We start from the raw sequence: 17402 nt of genomic DNA on the forward strand, positions 1-17402 counted from the left end.
GCCATCCCCGAGCCCTGTGATCTGCCCGGCAGGCGCGCACCTGCCGGGCGGGAGGAACCCTCTGTGTCTGACATCCCCCAGGCCCCCGCGACCCGTCGTCGCCGGAAACCGATCGTCTCCTTCGTCTCGCTGTTGCTGGTGACCGGACTGGTCTCGGCGCTGCCCGCTTCCGCTCTGGGATACAACACCCGCCCGGAGGTGGATCTGGGGGAGTCGGTGGACGGCCATGCCGCTACCCAGTCCGCGATCACCGCCGACAGTGCGGTGGCCGACGCCGCGGTGTCCTCGTTGGAGGAGGCCACCTGGCCCGAGCCCGGCAGCGTGGCCTTCGATGAGCGCGACCTCGCACCGCAGGCCCGCAGCGGCGCTGCCGGGGGCGAGCCCGTGCGGGTCGAGGGCACTGACGCCGAGGAGTTCGAGGACTGGGTCTCACCGATCCCGGAGGAAGAGGAAGCGGCGGCGCCTGAGCCGGAGGCCGACGCGGGGCGGACCAGTGAACGCAGGGCACCGGCCGAACCCGGGACGGAGGAGCCCGAGGACGCCGGGGACTCCGAGGCACAGGTCCCCGAAGAGGATGCCGGGGAGTCCGGCGATCCTGATTCTGAAGCCCCCGGGTCGGATCCGCAGACGGAGGGCGGCTCCGACCAGGACGTCGGGCCCGAGCGCGAGCCCGAGCCCGCCCCGGAACCCGAAGAAGAGGAACAGCGGGAAGAGGAGCCACAGGAGAGCCAGGAGAGCAGTGCCCCGGCGGGCCCTGTGACCTCGGCCGAGGTGGAGGTGTTGGACCGCGCCGAGGCCGCCGAGCTGGGGCTGTCCGGTCTGGCCCTGCGCGTGCGCCGCACCGACGACGCCGAGAAGGCGGGTCCGGTGCGCGTTGAGGTCGACTACTCCGGGTTCGCCTCCGCCTACGGGGCCGACTACGGGGCACGGCTGGACCTGGTCGCGCTCACCGGGTGCGAGGCCGAAGAAGGCTCGGGGTGCTGGTCCACCCACGAGCTGGACTCGGAGAACGACACCGAGGCCCAGTCGCTGTCTGCTCTGGCTCCGGCCACCAGCGGCGGGGTCCTTCTGACCGCCGCGGCCTCGGGGGAGAGCGAGGGGGAGTCCACCGGTGACTACACCGCTACCTCCTTGAGCCCCTCCTCCACCTGGAACGTGGGCACCCAGTCCGGCGGGTTCTCCTGGAACTACCCGGTCCAGGCCCCCAACGTCGCCGGTGGCCTGAAACCCGAGGTCAGCCTCGGCTACTCCTCCCAGTCGGTGGACGGGCGCACCTCAAGCACCAACAACCAGACCTCCTGGATCGGTGAGGGCTTCGACTACCATCCCGGCTACATCGAACGCCGTTACCAGACCTGCCAGGAGGACGACACCGAGATCCCCGACCAGTGCTGGTCGCACCACAACGCCACGTTGAACCTGGGCGGTCGTGCCACCGAGCTGGTCTACGACGACGGCGAGTGGACCCCGAAGAACGACGACGGCGCCAAGATCGAACGCCTGACCGGGGCCACCAACGGTGACAACGACGGTGAGCACTGGAAGGTCACCACCACCGACGGCACCCAGTACTACTTCGGCCTCAACCGCCTGCCCGGCCACTCCTCGGGAGACGACGAGACCAACTCGGCCTGGACCGTGCCGGTCTTCGGCAACGACTCCGGTGAACCCTGCTACGAGTCCAACCTGGACGACGCCTGGTGTGACCAGGCTTGGCGGTGGAACCTCGACTACGTCGTCGACGTCCAGGGCAACGCCCTGGCCCACTACTACGAGGCCGAGACCAACAACTACGGCCTCAACTTCGAGTCCGACCCGGTCGAATACGACCGTGGCGGCTACCTCAAGCGCACTGCCTACGGGCTGCGCGACGACGACGCCCAGGCCACCGCCCCGGCCCAGGTGCTCTACACCACGGGCGAACGCTGCGTGGACACCGACTTCGGCTGCGAGGCGGCCGACCGGAGCGAGGACAACGCCGAGTACTGGCCTGACACCCCGCTGGACCAGGAGTGCGACGACGACTGCGCCGGGCAGCACAGTCCGACGTTCTGGACCACCAAGAAACTGGACAAGGTCACCACCCAGCTCCACGACGGCGACGCGTACGTGACGGTGGACTCCTGGGAGCTGGAGCACTCCTTCCCCGCCCCTGGGGACGGCACCGACCCCGCGTTGTGGTTGGACTCCATCACCCACACCGGGCACACCGGCGGGGACAGCAAGACCAAACCGGCGATCACCTTCGCCGGCACTCCGATGCCCAACCGCATCGACTCCACCACCGACGGCCTGGCGCCGATGAACAAGTGGCGCATCACCGCCATCTACACCGAGACCGGTGCCCAGGTGGACGTGTCCTACGCGGACCCGGGCTGTGACCCCGAGGACCTGCCCGAGGCGCACGAGAACACCGGGCTGTGCTTCCCGGTCATCCGCTCCCACCGCCCCGGCGCCGACGACATCACGGACTGGTTCGCCAAGTACGTGGTCACCGACCTGGTCGAGGTCGACCTGGTGGGCGGACAGCCCGATATGGTCACCAGCTACGACTACGTGGGTGACGGCGCCTGGGCGTACATGGACGAGGACGGGTTCGTCGACGAGGACAAGCGGACCTGGTCCCAGTGGCGGGGCTTCGACCGGGTGATCGAGCGCAAGGGCCACCCCGACGAGACGCGCACCGAGGTCGAGCACCTGTTCTACCAGGGCATGGACGGCGACCACCAGCCCTCCGGGACCCGCACGGCGAGCGTGACCGACTCCACCGGCACCAGCGTGGACGACGACCCGGTCTTCAACGGGCAGGTCCGCGAGACCATCGTCCGCAACGGTGTCGAAGGGGAGGTGGTCTCCAAGACCATCAGCACCCCCTGGAAGAAGCGCACCGCCTCCACCTCCCACGCCTGGGACCTCGAGGCGCACCTGACCAACACCGAGCAGGTGGACGCCTACACCGCCCTGGCCGACGGCGGGTTCCGCCAGACCCGCACGGTCAACACCTTCGACGAGTTCGGCATGGTCACCTCGGTCCACGACCAGGGGGATGTGGACGAAGCGGGTGACGACTGGTGCACCACCACCACCTACGCCCGTAACACCGACCTGCACCTGCTCACCCCCGTGGCCCGGAAGCAGAAGGTGACCGCGGCCTGCGGGGAGGACGCCTCCTACCCCGGCGACGTCGTCAAGGACGAGCGCACCCTCTTCGACGGGGGCGCCTTCGGCGACGCGCCGACCAAGGCCCGGCCGACCGAGACCCAGCGGGTCGCTGACTACGACGGCGCCAACCCCGTCTACCAGACCCTCACCCGGACCACCTTCGACACCTACGGGCGCGCTCTGGAGGTGACCGACGCCGAGGGCAACACCACGGTCACCGACCACACCTCCGACGTCGCCGGCGGCCCCGACACCGAGGTGAGCACCACCAACGCCCTGGGCCACACCAGCACGGTCGAATACGACGAGCGCTCCCAGCCGGTGGCCGAGGTCGACGCCAACGGCAACCGCAGCGAGATGGTCTACGACCCCCTGGGCCGGATGACCGAGGTGTGGCTGGCCGACCGGCCCCGCGACCGTTACTCCTCCCCCTCGATGCGGTTCGAGTACCACCTGTCCAAGGACGAACCCACCGTCGTGGTCACCCACGCGCTCAACGCCTCCGGTGACTACACCACCAGCCACAAGATCCTCGACGGGATGCTCCGCGAGCGTCAGAGCCAGGCCCCGGCCCCGGGCGGCGGTCGTGTGCTCACCGACACCTTCTACGACAGCCGCGGCAACGCCATCATCTCCCGCGAGCCCTACTTCAACGAGGGCGACCCTGGTGGGGAGCTGTTCGAGGTGGCCAACCACGACGAGATCCTCCGCTGGACCCGCACCGTCCACGACGGTGCGGGCCGGGCCACCGAGGCCATCCAGATGTCCCGCGGGGTGGAGCAGTACCGCACCAGCACCCGATACCAGGGCGACCGCACCCTGGTGAGCGAGCCCGAGGGCGGCACCGGCACCACCGCCATCACCGATGCCCGGGGCAACACCGTGGAGCTGCGAAAGCACCACGGACCCGCAGCCGAGGGCGAGTTCGACTCGACCTTCTACACCTACACCGCCCGCGCCGAACTGGAAACGGTCACCGACCCGGGCGGCAACACCTGGACCTACGACTACGACCTGCGTGGTCGAAAGGTCTCCGAGACCGACCCCGACACCGGGGTGAGCGAGATGGTCTACGACGACCTGGACCGGGTCGTCGAGAGCACCGATGCCCGCGGCCAGACCCTGCAGACCGTCTACGACGAACTGGGCCGTCAGGTCGAGCTGCGTGACGGCGACGGAGACCTGCGGGCCGAATGGACCTTCGACAGCGTGGCCATCGGCCAACCCGCCGCCTCCACCCGCTACGAGGACGGAGAGGCCTACACCACCCGAGTCATGGGATACGACCGGGTCAACCGGCCCCGCGCCCACCAGATCTCCATCCCCTCCAGTGAGGGGGAGCTCGCGGGAAACTACCTGTTCCGTACCCTCTACTACCCTGACGGCAGCGTGCAAGCCACGGAGATGCCCGCAGCCGGAGCCTTGCGGGCTGAACCGGTCGTGTACGGCTACGACGACCTGGGCAACCCCACCACGCTCTCGGGGTCGGACCACATCGTCACCGAGACCGTCTACTCCAAGATCGGCAACCTCGTCCAACGCGAGTTCGGTCCCCGGGGTACCAACCGCACCTGGCAGAGCTTCGACTTCGACGAGAAGACCAACCGGCTCGACATGGCCAGCGTCGTTCCGCAGTTGGGCGAGGGTTCGCTCTCGACCCAGACCTACGGGTACGACGATCGGGGTAACCTGCTGTCCATCAACGACGAGCCCACCGACCCCGAGCGCGCGTCCGACGTGCAATGCTTCGACTACGACCACCTGCGCCGTCTGAACCAGGTCTGGACCCCCGATGCGACGGGGGAGGAGGCCTGTGCGGCTGAGCCTCAGGTGAGCGAGCTGGGCGGGGCGGACCCGTACTGGCACGAGTTCACCTATGACGAGGTCGGCAACCGGGTCCAGGAGGTCCAGCATGGACCCGGCGGGGGTATCACCCGCGACTACACCACCCCTGAGAGTGGCGAGGGCCCGGCGCACGCCGTTACCCAGGTCGCGGAGTCCGGAAGCTCGGGTAACAGCACCCATTCCTACGACTACGACCAGGCCGGGAACATGATCTCTCGGGCCGATGGCAAGCATGATCAGACCCTGGAGTGGGGCCCTGAGGGTGAGCTGACCAAGGTCACGGGCGATCTGTCCACGACCGAGTACGTCTATGACGCCGATGGTGAACGTCTCCTGCGCCGTGCCAATGGTGCGACCACCCTGTACCTGCCCGGGATGGAGGTGACCTGGGACGAACCTGCGGGAACCGAGGAAGCGACCCGGTACTTCTCCCACGCGGGGGAGACGGTGGCGGTGCGGGAGAACGATGGTTCCCTGCATTGGACGATGCCGGATCACCACGGCACCGGTCAGATGAGTGTCGCCGCGGTGGGGGATGAGGTCACCCAACGGCGGATGACGGTGTTCGGCCAGGAGCGTGGCACCACGGGGACGTGGCCGGGCGAGCGCGGGTTCGTGGACGGCATGATCGATGCCTCCACTGGGCTGACCCAGTTGGGTGCGCGTGCCTATGACGCTGATCTGGGCCGGTTTATCTCGGTGGACCCGTTGATGGATCTGGCCGATGCTCAGCAGATGCACGGATACGCCTACGCCAACAACAACCCAGCGAGCTTCAGTGACGCCAGCGGGTTGCTGCTGGTGGGCCCGGCTGGCCCTAAGCCCAATCCGGCTCCTGCTCAACCCAGCTGGCACCATGACAAGTGGTTGTGGAACCAGCAGTACGTGCATCAGAACAACCCGGAAGCTCTGAACAAGGCAACCCAGAAGTTTCACCAGATCACCGGGGGGAGCTACAAGCCCACCTTCTCAGGGGCACGTCCACACGTACCCTCCCCGGCTCCAAAAAATCCTTTTGCGGGCGCAAGTGCAACTGTGTCAGCAGAGACTAAGGCCCTCAATAAGTCCCAGCAGGACAATGATCCTAGTTTTTGGGAACGGTCTGGGGCCTGGATTCACGAAAATTGGGATAATATTTCGACGGCTGGGACGGTAATTGGAACCGCTGCATGTATCGCTTTGTCTTTTGGTGCGTGTGTAGCTGTGGGTGCTGTGGTAGTTGGGGGTAAAGTAGCTCTCGATGGCTATCAGTACTGGTTTGGCGGCGGTCGTGGGGTCGAAGGGCGTGAGTTTAGATGGGGTGAACATATTGCTGGAGCGGCAGGAGTGGGCGTGAGTGGAGCGTTTAGTGGATGGATGGGGGGAGCCATGAGATACGGGTCAAAAAATGGAGTTATGGGAACTCGGGTTTCATGGAGTCGCATTTGGGGGCAGAGGAAGGACACTGTCATTCGAAGGCACAGGGATGGCTCTTTTGATTTCGGCGGGACTGCTACTGACACTGGCATGAATGCGCTTTCTGCATCTTATGGAAATGTTATTTCAAGCCTGGGTTCTAGAAATGAATAGAGCTTGGAATTATAAAGCGAGAGGTGTTGGCTTGGTCGCTGCAAAAAAACCTAGCCCGTGGTTCCTTGTCGCCTCGGCTTCAACGTTTGCACTGATGGTTGTGGTGTTGGTTTTCGGGGAGGAATTCCTCCTTTCCGACAGGGTCTGGGCTGCCTTCTTTTGTTCTTTAATTGCATTCATTGGTGCTGCTGGTATTTATATTGGAGATTGGATGTCATATCGAAAAAATGCTGACCACAAGAGGGAGTGTTAGGGCTCATCTCGAAAGGTGCAAGCGGAGTACTTGAGCTCGGTAATAATCCAGTGGTTGAAATAGTTTCCATTCATGAACCTTGCGATGCGTGTGTTGGCGTTGAGGGCGGATGGACGTTTTTGGCGCCCACTGGGGTGTGTATTTCCATTTTTGTAATTCTTGTGGTGTGAGTCGCTGGGGTGCCGAATGTGTCCGTTGCGGATCAATTTCTCTGTCGGGCACAGGCCTGTCTTGGAATGATGAGTCCATGCCCGATCTCTCGCGCCCCGAATTAAGTCCTACTATGAGGAGCTGGCCGCTCTAATGGCCGAGTAGGTCCAGGCATCATTGAACACAGGATGCGAATCACCGAACTCGAATTAGAGGTTGCCTGTCTGTGGGACTGACTTGAGCCAGATCTCGCAAACTTCCCAAGCCGTCCTTAGTGAATGCTTTGTCAGGGCCTCTCTGAATTCCCAGAAGCACAGGATTGGCCGTATTTCTGGCGGAAAGAATGAGGCGGGTATGGGAGAGTTGTCAGGCCGTAAGCTTAAAGGACTTTCTCGACCTTGTTGCTTTCCTGGTCAGCTCTGAAGTCGTGCATCGGAAAATTCGGCCCTCTGGGGGTGCAGACTTCTGGGGGAGCGAGGGCAGGGGCTCTTGGTGTTTCCGGCTTCGGTTATGCCGTCAGGTAGGGGTAGATCTGGATGATGGGATGCCCCTCTCTGAGAGTTGGGGCACCCGTTCGCGTCAGCGCTGGAGGGTGGTCAGGAGATTGGCCCACTCGGTGCTCTGGAAGGCGAGGTGTCCGTGCTCGCGGTGTTGAGTGTCGCGGACCAGGACGTTTTGGCCTTCCGCCACCTCAACGCAGTCGCCGCCGTTGGTGCTGTAGCTGCTCTTGTGCCATGAGGTGTGAGCGGGGGTGCGTGGCGCGGACATCTCCGGGCCTCCTCATCGTTCGAGGGGGGCTTACTGGTTGTCTGGCAGGAGCCCGCGCATGAAGGAGAGGGTTTCGTCGGCCTTGAGGGCCTTGCCCAACAGGCTCCCGAACATCAGCGTATACCTGCGTACCTCTTCCGGGTCCTCCGGAACCAGACCGCTACCAGCTTGTTCCAGGTAGACCAGATCCGGGTCGGCCTGCTCGGGGAACTCGAGAAGGTTGAACTGTCCGTCCAGTCCGGGATGGGCACCATGGGAGAACGGCACCACGCGGATGGTCACGTTGGGGCGCTGGGCCAGGTCGATGAGGTGCTGGACCTGTCCACGCATCGTTTCGGGCCCGCCGACCTGGCGGCGCAGGACTGCCTCGTCCAGGATCGCGACGACCTGAAGCGGGGCGTCCTCGCGGGTGAGGAGTTCCTGGCGTGACAGGCGGACCAGGACCTTCTCGTCCACCATGTCCGGAGCCGAGGTGATGGCGGTCTGTTCGATGACGGCGCGGGCGTAGGCCTCGGTCTGCAGGATGCCGGGGACCACAGCGGTCTGGAAGGTGCGCACCACCGAGGCGGCGGCCTCCAGGCCGATGTAGCTGTCGAAACCGGGCTTGAGGGTCTGACGGTGCCGGTGCCACCAGCCGCGTTTGCGCGCGTGCTTGGCCATCTCGATGAGTTCTTCGCGTTCTGCCCCGTGGACGCCGTAGACGTCGAGGAGGATGGCCACGTCTCCGGGCTTGGGGCGGGTCATGCCGGTCTCGTAGCGCCACAGCGTGCTGTCGGTGCTCCCGATGCGTTCGGCGACCTCGGCTCTGGAGAGGCCTGAGTTGTCGCGCAGCCGGTTCAGTTCGGCCATGAGGCGTCGCTGGCGGGCGGTGGGGCTGAGACGTACGGCCATGCTGTCTGACCTCCCTTGATCTTCGTGAACCGTATCACTCAGCATGATTCGACAATCAATCTACGTAAACAGCATGACTTCTTTCTGCAGTATTGCAGTTTTAGTTTTGGCGGTCCATGCTTGGGGCGGAGGGCAGCAGAACAAGCTGTTGCCGTGTGGTTGGTGTGTTTGAGGAGGGCGTTGTGAGTGGTGGTCGGATACCTGGGCCTCGGCGGCCTGGTGGTGGGGTGGGGTGGTCGTCCGCGGCGTGGTGCTACCTGGGTGGGACCCGCGCCGATGTGGCGCGGGCTCGGGCGTGGTTCGTGCGGGACCGGCGGCTCCAGGGCGGGCGCGGGTCCTGGGTGGAGCTGGTCGGTAGCGAGCTCGCGACGAACGCGGTGCGGCACACGGCGAGTAGTGAGAAGTGCGGGCGGATGGGGCTCTCGTTGGAGTTCCTGGGGGAGCGGACCGTGCTGTTGGGGGTGCTGGACCAGGGGCCCAGGTTCGGCGGGCCGGTGCTCACGCCGCAGGTGGTGGACCGTCAGCCCGGGGAGCTGAACCCGGGCGGGCGGGGGCTCTGGCTGGTGGACCGGATCGCGGACTTCTGGTGGTGGGAGGGCCAGCGGGGCCAGCCGCTGTTCCTGCGGGCGATCATCCGCCTGGACCGGGAGCCGGACCTGGGTGAGATCGGCCTGGACCTGGCCAGCTGAGGGCCAGGCGCGGTTCGCGGACTGAGCGGGCGCGGCGGGAAGCGCACCCCCGGGGGCGCACAAGTACGACGCGCACCGGGGCCATTGACACCCGGGTGCCCCCGTGGAGCGCACCAGGACAAGAAGCAGTGTGCCCGGGCCGGTGCACCAATCACCGGCCCGGGCTGATCAACCACCTGACGGAAACAGGGGATTGACCATGCAGAACTCTACTCGCGGCCGTCACCGCAGGCCCCGGGAATCGATGACCGCACGCCTGTGGTGGGTGTTCGCCTCGGCACTGGCCTGGACCCTCGCCCAGGTGATCGGCGCCCCGACACGGAGCGAGCCGAGGATCGCGCTGGCCCCGGTGCCTCGGCGGATGGAACTGTCCGCTAGGGCTCAGGGAGCGGGCTCGGGAAGCGACTGGGTCCACCCCGACCGCATGGCGGGCGCCCTGGTGCGGCCCTACATGCTGCGGGAGTGAGTCGGGGCAGAGCCCTGAACGCAGGTCTCCGGGCCCACACGCGGGAGGCCGCCACGACAACGGGATCGTGGCGGCCTCCCTCCGTGTCCGAGCCCGGCGGTTCCCCGCTCAGCCCTCGGCGGGCGGTTCCTCGCCCAGGTAGAAGGCGGTGGTGCGGGCCCTGGCCGCCTCGGCCTTCGCGCGCGGGGTGCCGAGTTCCACGTTCGCCTCTGCCCAGGCCGCGCTGGCGTCGGTGATGAACCGGCGCCCCTCCTCCGTCTTCTCCCAGCCGTCGGTTTCCCGGGGCCGGTCCGAGTCGGTCCTCAGGTGCTCTGCCAGTCCGAGGAAGGCCAGGTCCCAGCCCACCCCGGTCGCGCCTGGGCCGAACTGCCGCCAGAACTCCGACTCGGTGTCGGTGGGCGCTGTGTGCTTCAGCGTCAGCCTGGCCCCGTCGCCCTCCGGGTCCACCCGGACGGTGATCCAGCTCGTGTCGCCGTCGAACTCCCAGGTGGCACTGAAGGAGTGGGGTGCCGTGCAGGTCTCGATCGTGCCGCTGGCGTTCCCCTCCACCTGGTACTTCCCGTCCAGGCGGAGGTCGCCCGTCACCGGGGCGAACCAGCGGCGCAGGCGCTCGGCCGAGGTGCACGCCTCCCACAGGTCCTCGACCGTGGTGTCGTAGCGCTGGCTGATCGAGGACACCATCGTCTGCTCCCCGTCGCGCTCCCCGGTCTTCAGCCCCCGGGACACGGCCCGGACCTGTCCGTTCACGTCGACGGGCGTACGCTCGCTCATTGTTCCTCCTGGATGCGTCGTTGCCGCTTGCCTCGCGCGATCTCGGTCTCCAGGGCAGCCAGCTTCGGTGCCCAGAAGTGGCGGAACTGGTCCAGCCAACTGTCCACCGAGCGCAGGGATTCGACGTCCACCGAGTACAGGCGCCGCGTACTCTCGGCGCGTACGTTCGCCAGCCCGCTCTCCCTCAGTACACGCAGGTGTTGGGAGACGGCGGGTTGGCTGATCCCGAACTCCTCGCGTACCACCGAGGTCAGCTCACCCGAGGTGATCTCTCCCGATGACATCAGCTCCAGGAGGCGCCGTCTGACCGGGTCGCCGAGAACGTCGAAGGCATGCATTCCTTCACTGTATCGCTTTCTGTTTATATAAGACTTACCGCATTCGACGCGGAGTCGGAGCTCGCGTGTCGCGCGGAGCGGGATCGGCAAGCACGGAGCGGACCACCTCTCCCGGCTGCGCGGGCGGTACGGACGAAGACGAGGCGGACCTGCTCGTACTGTGCCGGGGCCAGGTGGACACCAGTGTGGCTCGACGTCATCGAACGCGCCCAGGACGGCGGATCCCATGACTGCGGCGTGGAACTCCGCACCAGGCCGGGCCGCCTGTTCCCCGGCGTTCCACGGCCGCGCTGTCTCGCGCGGGGCCGTCGGAGGCTCCGAACTGGTCGGGGGTGTGGCCGGGGAGTCCGTTGAGGGGCCCGGTCCGCTGGTGCCGCCCCTTCGATGGCGGTTCCGTCTGACCCGGGTCGCGGACGGAGGGCATGCGACAGATCGCCGCGACCTTCGCTCCTGGAGACACCGATGCCCCGGGGCTCCGGAACAGAAGTTGCCCCGTGGGCGGTGAGACGCTCTTGCCGTTCCGCCGATCCATCTGGGTCGACGGTGGCTTCTGGCGGTTCCCCCTTCCTGCTCTCGTCTGGTTGGGAGATATAATTCTCTGTCGCTGTGCTCAGATAGGCGTGTTTTCCGGGGTGCCTCTGCAGACGGAGCGCATGCGGCTCCGGGCCCGGATCTTGAGTCTTCCCTGGATTGGCCTAAAATGTGAATCAAGTTAACTATGTGATCAGTGTTGTTGTCCTGTTTGATAATTCACAGGGTTGCGCGGAAAACCACGGATCAAGGAGATGAGAGGTTTTCCCGACCGTATCCGCGTGAACACGCCGGCCGAGTAGTATCGGCGACATGTCCCACACACGGCGGCACGGACGCGACCAGAACGCACGGAGTCCCTTCGACAACGCTGCGCGGGACTGGCTGCGGTGGCAGGAGACGCCTTGGGGGCGTCTGCGCTACCGGCTCGTGGAGCACTCGCTCGCCACGGCGGCGGAAGGCATCGGTCCCCGATGCCGCGTCCTCGACGTCGGCGGCGGCGACGGCGGCGACAGCCTCCCCCTGGCCGCACGCGGCCACGAGGTCACCATCCTCGACAACGCCCCCGCCCTGTTGTCCCTGGCCGAGCGGAAAGCGGCCGCGGCGGGGCTCGAACACAGGGTGAGGACGATCCGCGCCGACCTGGGCGACCTGGTCGCGGGCGCATCGCCCGCCGGGCTGGGCGCCGACTACGACCTGGTGCTGTGTCACAACGTGGTGCAGTACACCCCCGACACCGCGGACACCATGGGCGCGGTGTCGCGCACCGCGCGCAAGGGGGGGACCGTCTCCCTGCTGGCACCCAACCCGGCCATGGACGTCCTGGCGGCTGCGGTTCGCGACGGCGACCCGGCCGGAGCTCTCGCCCTGCTCGGCGCCGACACGGTACGCTCCCAGACCTTCGGCCGCGACATGCGCAGGGTGGAGCGACGGGAAGCGGAGTCCGCCCTGCTCGAACACGGGTGCGTGGTGACCCGGAGGTTCGGTGTCCGCTGCGTCATCGACCTCCTGCCCGACGACGGGCGCAAACACGACGAGGACTTTCTGGCCGAGTTGGAGCGCCTGGAGCTGGCGCTGTGCGGCCAGGAGGCCTTCCAGCGCACCGCACGCTTCTGGCACCTCCTCGCGGTCCGGGGCTGACCCCGGGTCAGCGGCCTGCGGGTGCCCCGCCCCCACGCCCTGCCGGAGAGGCGGCAAGGAACGCCTCCAACTCGTCGGCGGCGTGTGCGGGGCCGCCTGCGCGGATCTCGTCGCGCAGGGTTTGGACCCTTGCGAGGACCCCCTCGTCACCGGCGGTCCGTTCCGCTTGTTCCCGGACGTCCCCGGCCGCGGCTCCCCCCATCGGGAGCACCGTCCCAAGCGAGAGTTCGTCCACGCGCCGGACCATCGGCAGGACGTCCGGCGAGTGCGGTACGCAGACGACGGGGCACCCCCGGGAAAAGGACTCCATGAGTGTTCCCATCCCGCCGTGGGTCACGCAGATCCGGGCGTGCTCCAGAACGGCCGAGTGGGGCACCCAGGAGTGGACCTCGACGTTGTGCGGCAGCGGGCCGATCTCCTCCGGCGACATGAGGCCCCCCAGGGTGATGACGACGTGCCAGGGAGAACCCTCGAACGACCTCACGCACGCGCGGAAGAACTCCGGGCCGAGGTTGAAGGTCCTGCCCAGGGAGACGAGCGCGACCGGGGGGTCGCCCTCGGGAGGACTCCAGCCTCCGGTGGACGGTCCCGCGCCGAGGCAGGGGCCGACGAAGGAGAACCGTTGGTCGAAACCCTCGCCGTGGGCCTGGAAGGACCTCGGCAGGAACACCAGGTTGAAGTCCTCCACCCGGTTCCAGCACGCGTCCACCGAGAGGCCGGTGCCCGCTTGGGACAGCAGGTCGGCCAGGCGGGCACGGAAACGGGGCATCGTCAGCGGGTCGTCGAACCCCGCCGCGTCGACCAGGTCGCGCGAGAACGAGTACCGCTCGTCGGAGGCGAAGGCCGCACTCGTCCTGACGGTCGGCACCCCCCATCGCTCCGCCAGGATCCGACCGGTGACGACGGGGAAGTCCCCGTAGACGACGGCCTCCGGCCGCTCCCGGCTGTAGGCGGCCTCGACACCCGTGAGCAGGGCGAGGTTCTCCTCCAGGTACAACAGGTGCGCCGCGGCGCCGTCCTCGTCGCGGGCGAAGACCTCGGCGGTGTCCACCGACGCGATCGGCGACTTGTAGGGCACCACTTCGGCGCCCGCGGCCGTGATTCGCCCGGCGGAGTCCGGTGTGCCGGTGTGGGTGACCCGGTGTCCGCGCCGCACCAGCTCCGCGACCAGGGGAAGGGACGGGTTGACGTGACCGTCTTCGGCGACGTTGACAAACAGGATGTGGCTCATGGGTCCTCGCTCTCGGAGCGGTCAGGGGCGGATCGGGGTCATTCGAGCCAGGCGTCGGGGGCCGGGCCGCCGCGCCCGACCGGGGGGAAGAGTTCGTCGAGCCGCTCCAGCACGTCGGCCCCCAGGGGGTCGGCGAGGGCGTTCAGGGCGCCGTCCACGTGTCCGGGCGTGCGCGGACCGATCACCACGGACGTCACACCGGGCCTTGACAGGGTCCATGCCAGCCCCACCTCCGCGGGGTCGCGCCCCAGCTCCGCGCAGAGGTCCTCGAACTCCTCGACCGCGGCGCGGTGCGAGGGCAGCGCGGCCTCGGCCCGGCCCTGGGCCGACTTGACCGCGGTTCCCTCGGCCCTCTTGCGCAGGGCCCCGCTGAGCAGACCGCCGTGCAGCGGTGACCAGACAAGGACGCCGATCCCGTATGCCGACGCGGCGGGAACCGTCTCCAGTTCCGGGTGGCGCACGAGGAGGTTGTACAGGCACTGCTCCGAGGCCAGGCCGAGGTAACCCCGCCGCCGCGCGGCCTCCTGGGCCGAGACCAGGCCCCACCCGCTGAAGTTGGACGCCCCTACGTAGCGGATCTTTCCCTGCGCGGTGAGCGTCTCCATCGCCTGCCAGACCTCGTCCCAGGGGACGCCCGGGTCCATCCGGTGCATCTGGTAGAGGTCGATCCAGTCGGTGCGCAGGCGGCGGAGCGAGGCGTCGCAGGCGGAGATGATGTGGCGGGCGGACAGGCCCCGGTCGTTCGGCCCCGTGCCCAGGGGGTTGCCAACCTTCGTGGCCAACACGACCGCGTCCCGGCGGGAGGGGCTTGCGCCCAGCCAGCGGCCGATCACCTCCTCGGTGGAGCCCTTGTACAGGCGCCAGCCGTACATGTCGGCGGTGTCGATGAAGTCGACGCCTTGGGCGAGGGCGTGGTCCATCAGCGCTCTGGCCTCGGGCTCCTCGACCCTGCCGCCGAAGTTGACCGTGCCGAGGCAGAGGCGGCTGATCCTCAGGCCGGTCCGTCCTAGGCGGGTGCGCGAAGTGTCCGGGTGCGGCATCCCTGTGCTCCTCGGGTCGTGGTCCCTGGCCCGGGCGTGTGGGCTCTGCGAGCAAGGCCAAGATTCCATAGCGCTGTCTTATATTCAAGCGCCGTGCTCGTATGTCCAGTAACTCTTGCGGCAATCGCTCCATTAGCTTTAAAATAATATTTCGAAATTAGGATCCTTGGGTAGGTGCTGGCGCCGTGTGGACGGCCGTGGAGGGGAGCCGGGATGATTCCGTTGTTCAAGGTCGCGATGTCGGAGGAGGCTCCCGACCGCGTCGCGGAGGTGCTGCGCTGCGGCCAGCTCGAACACGGGCCGCGCGTGGCGGAGTTCGAGGCCGCCCTGGCCGAACGCCTGGGGAACCCGCTGGTCACCGCAGTGAACTGCGGGACCTCCGGACTCCACCTCGCCCTGAGCCTGGTCACCGGGCAGGGCGGCGGCGGTGGCGCGCACGACGACACCGGTGAGGTCCTTGCCAGCCCGCTGACCTTCGAGGGCACGAACTGGCCGATCCTCGCCAACGGCCTGCGCATCCGCTGGGTCGACGTCGACCCGGACACGCTGAACATGGACCTGGACGACCTGGAGCGCAAGATCTCCCCCGACACCAGGGCGATCATGGTCGTGCACTGGCTCGGCTACCCGGTGGACCTCGACCGGCTTCGCGGGGTCGTGGACCGGGCCGAGCAGCGCCTGGGCTTCCGCCCCCCGGTGATCGAGGACTGTGCCCAAGCCTGGGGCGCGACCTACCGCGGACTTCCGCTGGGCAACCACGGGAACACGTGCGTCTACAGCTTCCAGGCGATCAAACTCCTCACCTGCGGCGGCGGCGGACTCGTGGTCCTCTCGGAAGAGGAGCTGCACCGCCGCGCCGTGCTCCGCCGGTGGTTCGGCATCGACCGCGCCGCCGATCGCGTTCGCGGGGACTACGACGTACCGGAGTGGGGGTTCAGGTTCCCCATGAACGACACCGCGGCGGCGGTGGGTATGTCCAACCTGGACATCGTCGACCCCCTCCTGGCCAGGCACCGGGAGAACGCCGCCCACTTCGACAAGGAACTCGCGGGCGTCCCCGGAGTGGAACTCACCGAACGCGCCGACGACCGCGAACCCTCGTTCTGGGCCTACCCCCTCAAGGTCGACGACCGTGACGCGTTCACCTCCAAGATGACCGAGAGCGGGATCATGACCAGCCTGATCTCCCGCCGCAACGACGAACACACCTGCGTGGCCCCCTACCGGAGCGAACTCCCCGGTCTGGAGAGCGTCCACGACCGGATCATCTACGTTCCGGTCGGCTGGTGGCTCACCGAAGAGGACCGGGACCACATCGTGGACACCATCCGGTCGGGCTGGTGAGCCCCGCCTCCGCTGCGCCACCACCCTCCCCCACGAGCAAAGGAACCGGCTGTATGCGCGTGCTCTTCTCCTCCTCACCCGGCCTCGGTCACTTCTTCCCCCTCGTCCAGTTGGCCTGGGCCTTCCGAGCGGAGGGCCACGAGGTGATCGTGGCCATCGCGGAGCACGCGGAGAGGGCGGCGGCCGCAGGGCTCGAGGTGGTCGACGTGGCCCCCGACTACAGCGCCGTGGCGGTCTTCGAACAGGTGGCCGCCGAGCATCCGGACTTCGCTGCCCGGATGGCCGCGCGGACCGAGGCCCCGATCGAGGACTGGGCGATCCAGATCGCCGCGGTCAACCGGCCCATGGTCGAACGCACCATGGCGCTCGCGGACCAGTGGCGTCCCGACCTGGTGGTGTACGACCAGGGAGCGACGGTGGGCCTGCTCGCCGCCGCGCGCCGCGGTGTCCCGGCCGTCCAGCGCAACCAGAGCGCCTGGCGCACCGGCGGCATGCACGAGGCGATCGGTGCTGAACTGGCGGACCTGTGCGACAGGTACGACGTGCGGGTGCCCCGACCCGACATCACCGTGGAGTCCTTCCCTCCGAGCATGCTCAAGGGCGTGCCCGAGGAGGGCTGGCCCATGCGCTGGGTCCCCTACGGCGGTGGCGGTGTCCTCGGCGACCGGCTGCCGACGGCCCCCGAGCGCCCGCGTGTCGCGATCACCATGGGCACCATCGAGCTCCAGACCTTCGGCCTCGGCATGCTCGAGCCGCTGGTCAGCGCGGCCGCGGAGGTGCCGGCCGACTTCGTGCTCGCTCTCGGCGACATCGATGTCACCGCGCTCGGAGCCCTGCCGCCCAACGTCGCCTCCGTGGGGTGGACCCCCCTGCACGCCCTCCTGCGGGACTGCTCCGCGGTCGTCCAGCACGGCGGCGGCGGCACCACGCTCACCGCCATCGACGCCGGCGTCCCGCAGCTGCTGGCCCCCGACCCCAGGGACCGCCTGCAGTACACCGCCTGCAACGCGGTGCGGGACCGGGGTATCGGCCTGGTCAGCACGCCCGAGGAGGTCAGCCCGGGCCTGCTCCGCCAGCTCGTCGACGACGCTTCGCTGCGCACCGCCACGGCCGAGGTCCGGGACGAGGTCCGTTCCCTGCCGACCCCGGCGGCCGTCCAGCGCAGAATCGTCGAGTCCTTGTTCTAGACGTATCCGGTTGACCAGAAACAGAGC

Annotated in this window: 12 protein-coding genes; 6 read left to right on the forward strand and 6 right to left on the reverse strand. The window is 67.6% G+C overall.

The window, feature by feature from the left end; translation table 11 throughout:
* Window positions 1-63: 63 nt before the first annotated feature.
* On the forward strand, window positions 64-6576 hold the full coding sequence (locus tag AC0VYD_RS09815) for an RHS repeat domain-containing protein (RefSeq protein WP_475479564.1): 6513 nt from the start codon (window positions 64-66) through the stop codon (window positions 6574-6576).
* 982 nt (window positions 6577-7558) lie between these two features.
* Here AC0VYD_RS09815 and AC0VYD_RS09820 read toward each other — a convergent pair.
* Both AC0VYD_RS09820 and AC0VYD_RS09825 read right to left on the reverse strand, forming a co-directional pair.
* Window positions 7559-7747 carry a DUF397 domain-containing protein gene (locus AC0VYD_RS09820; RefSeq protein ID WP_473040406.1) on the reverse strand — a complete coding sequence of 63 codons (189 nt, stop codon included), beginning with the start codon at window positions 7745-7747 and terminating at the stop codon, window positions 7559-7561.
* A 30-nt stretch (window positions 7748-7777) separates the two neighbouring features.
* Window positions 7778-8638, reverse strand: coding sequence for a helix-turn-helix domain-containing protein (locus tag AC0VYD_RS09825; protein ID WP_225942390.1), 861 nt, complete (start codon window positions 8636-8638; stop codon window positions 7778-7780).
* A 278-nt stretch (window positions 8639-8916) separates the two neighbouring features.
* Here AC0VYD_RS09825 and AC0VYD_RS09830 point away from each other — a divergent pair, with 278 nt between their 5' ends.
* Both AC0VYD_RS09830 and AC0VYD_RS09835 read left to right on the forward strand, forming a co-directional pair.
* Window positions 8917-9327, forward strand: coding sequence for an ATP-binding protein (locus AC0VYD_RS09830; protein WP_475479565.1), 411 nt, complete (start codon window positions 8917-8919; stop codon window positions 9325-9327).
* Window positions 9328-9526: 199 nt separating this feature from the next.
* Window positions 9527-9793 carry a hypothetical protein gene (locus tag AC0VYD_RS09835; protein WP_475479566.1) on the forward strand — a complete coding sequence of 89 codons (267 nt, stop codon included), beginning with the start codon at window positions 9527-9529 and terminating at the stop codon, window positions 9791-9793.
* Between the two features lie 108 nt (window positions 9794-9901).
* On the opposite strand, the gene AC0VYD_RS09840 is transcribed toward AC0VYD_RS09835, so the two are convergent.
* Window positions 9902-10564: an SRPBCC family protein gene (locus AC0VYD_RS09840; protein ID WP_475479567.1), complete on the reverse strand. Its 663-nt coding sequence runs from the start codon at window positions 10562-10564 to the stop codon at window positions 9902-9904.
* On the reverse strand, window positions 10561-10902 hold the full coding sequence (locus AC0VYD_RS09845; protein ID WP_475479568.1) for an ArsR/SmtB family transcription factor: 342 nt from the start codon (window positions 10900-10902) through the stop codon (window positions 10561-10563). Before AC0VYD_RS09845 ends, AC0VYD_RS09840 begins: the two co-directional genes overlap by 4 nt.
* 843 nt (window positions 10903-11745) lie before the next feature.
* Here AC0VYD_RS09845 and AC0VYD_RS09850 point away from each other — a divergent pair.
* Complete coding sequence (locus AC0VYD_RS09850; protein WP_475479569.1) at window positions 11746-12573, forward strand: methyltransferase domain-containing protein; 828 nt, start codon at window positions 11746-11748, stop codon at window positions 12571-12573.
* A 7-nt stretch (window positions 12574-12580) separates the two neighbouring features.
* Here the strand turns inward: AC0VYD_RS09850 and AC0VYD_RS09855 are convergent, their stop codons facing one another.
* Together AC0VYD_RS09855 and AC0VYD_RS09860 are read right to left on the reverse strand one after the other, a co-directional pair.
* Window positions 12581-13804: a macrolide family glycosyltransferase gene (locus tag AC0VYD_RS09855; protein WP_475479570.1), complete on the reverse strand. Its 1224-nt coding sequence runs from the start codon at window positions 13802-13804 to the stop codon at window positions 12581-12583.
* A gap of 38 nt (window positions 13805-13842) precedes the next feature.
* Complete coding sequence (locus AC0VYD_RS09860; protein ID WP_475479571.1) at window positions 13843-14844, reverse strand: aldo/keto reductase; 1002 nt, start codon at window positions 14842-14844, stop codon at window positions 13843-13845.
* A 213-nt stretch (window positions 14845-15057) separates the two neighbouring features.
* Here AC0VYD_RS09860 and AC0VYD_RS09865 point away from each other — a divergent pair, with 213 nt between their 5' ends.
* Together AC0VYD_RS09865 and AC0VYD_RS09870 are read left to right on the forward strand one after the other, a co-directional pair.
* Window positions 15058-16188 carry a DegT/DnrJ/EryC1/StrS family aminotransferase gene (locus AC0VYD_RS09865; protein ID WP_475479572.1) on the forward strand — a complete coding sequence of 377 codons (1131 nt, stop codon included), beginning with the start codon at window positions 15058-15060 and terminating at the stop codon, window positions 16186-16188.
* 53 nt (window positions 16189-16241) lie between these two features.
* Window positions 16242-17375 (forward strand): nucleotide disphospho-sugar-binding domain-containing protein, encoded by a 1134-nt coding sequence (locus tag AC0VYD_RS09870; protein ID WP_475479573.1) that lies wholly within the window; start codon window positions 16242-16244, stop codon window positions 17373-17375.
* Window positions 17376-17402: the final 27 nt, after the last annotated feature.

The sequence above is a fragment of the Nocardiopsis sp. iso_40 genome (assembly GCF_056173285.1).